This is a genomic window from Rhodococcus sp. NPDC127593 (genome assembly GCF_042671975.1).
GTDB lineage: Bacteria > Actinomycetota > Actinomycetes > Mycobacteriales > Mycobacteriaceae > Rhodococcus_F.
On record NZ_JBHXWI010000166.1, the window covers coordinates 1 to 1,676 of the forward strand.

The following is a 1,676-nucleotide window of genomic DNA, read 5'->3' on the forward strand; positions in this document are numbered from 1 at the left end:
ATTAGCCACCTATCCCTCCCGGGGACGCCTCGCAGGCGCGAAAATGGGGTCGGGTCGCCTGCCGACGCCGACTTTCCCTTGAGCCTGAGCTCGTTTATTAGCCTGGCGCCGGGGCCCCCGACCTGGAAGGGTCACGCATTGTTGCCTCGAGCACGCCGGTCAGAATTTCGGTTCCCTTGACCGAGGCCCCCAGGCGGCCCGCCGTTATGTATGCGTGTGGGATGCGGAAGGAGGACAACAGAAGTGAATTCATTACCGGAACAGATACCCGATGCTGAGCACGAGCTCGTTGTCGAGTGCGTGTGCGCCATCGACGTGGCCAAGGCTTCGGGAAAGGTGTGCACCCGGACACCGGATCCGAGACGACCAGGCCGGCGGGGCAGCACGGTGTGGGACGTCTCGGCCACGACTGCCGCGATTACGGATCTCGGCGAGCAGCTGGTGGCGGCGGGGATCGAGAAGATCACCGTTGAATCGACGTCGGACTACTGGCGGATCTGGTTCTATCTGCTCGAATCGGCCGGGTTGACGGTGCAGCTGGTCAACGCCCGCGATGTGAAGAACGTGCCGGGGCGCCCGAAAACGGACAAGCTCGACGCCGTGTGGCTCGCCAAACTCACCGAGAAAGGTCTACTGCGGCCGAGTTTTGTCCCGCCGCAACCGATCCGACAGTTGCGCGACTACACCCGGCTGCGGATCGATCTCACCCGCGAACGCACCCGCTATTGGCAACGGCTCGAGAAACTGCTGGAGGACGCGCTGATCAAGGTGTCGTCGGTGGCTTCCAGTCTGGGCACCCTGTCGGTGCGCGACATGTTGGAGGCACTGATCGCGGGCGAGCGTGACCCGCGGCGGCTCGCCGGTCTGGCCCGCGGCGCGATGAAGGCCAAGCACAGCGCCCTCGTCGAGGCGCTCACCGGCCGGTTCGACGATCATCACGCCGAGCTGGCCCGGATGCTGCTCGACCAGATCGACACCCTCAACGCACAGATCGCCAGGCTCACCACCCGCATCGACGACCTGGTGGTCACCACCATCGACGAGCCCGGTGACACGATGCCGGCCGACGGCCAAGTCGCGGCGCGCGGCGGGTCTGGACTCACTGTGATCGAGCGGCTCGACGAAATTCCCGGTGTGGGATCCAACGCCGCGCAGATCATTCTCGCAGAGGTCGGGCCCGACATGACAGTGTTTCCCACTGCCGCGCACCTGGTGTCGTGGGCGAAACTGTGCCCGCGCACCATCCAGTCCGGGCCGATCCAGCGCGGCGGCCGAACCGGCAAGGGCAATCCCTATCTCAAGGGAGTGCTCGGCGAGGCCGCCGCCGCAGCCGCCAAGACGAACACCTTCCTCGGCGAACGCTACCGGCGAATCGTCAAACGTCGCGGCAAGCTCAAAGCCCTCGTCGCCGTCGCCCGCTCCATCCTCGTCGTGGTCTGGCATCTGCTGATCGACACAAACGTCCGGTTCCACGACCTCGGCGCCGACTACCACACCCGCCACATCGACACCGAACGCAAGCTTCGAAACCACCTCGCCCAGCTCGCCGCCCTCGGCTACCGCGTCACCGTCGCGCCCACTGCCTAGCCCAAACATCTACCTTCACAAAATGATCCGGCTCCGCAAGCTACGCCGGATGCTATCGCCTGCCACTCACCTTCAGCATTTTCCGGTCA

General features: G+C 65.1%; 1 protein-coding gene. It reads left to right on the forward strand.

What is annotated here, in order from left to right:
* The first annotated feature begins 243 nt into the window (after positions 1–243).
* A complete protein-coding gene (locus ACFVJ3_RS49375) occupies positions 244–1,587 on the forward strand; it encodes an IS110 family transposase (RefSeq protein WP_378459029.1) in 1,344 nt (447 codons plus the stop codon).
* Positions 1,588–1,676: the final 89 nt, after the last annotated feature.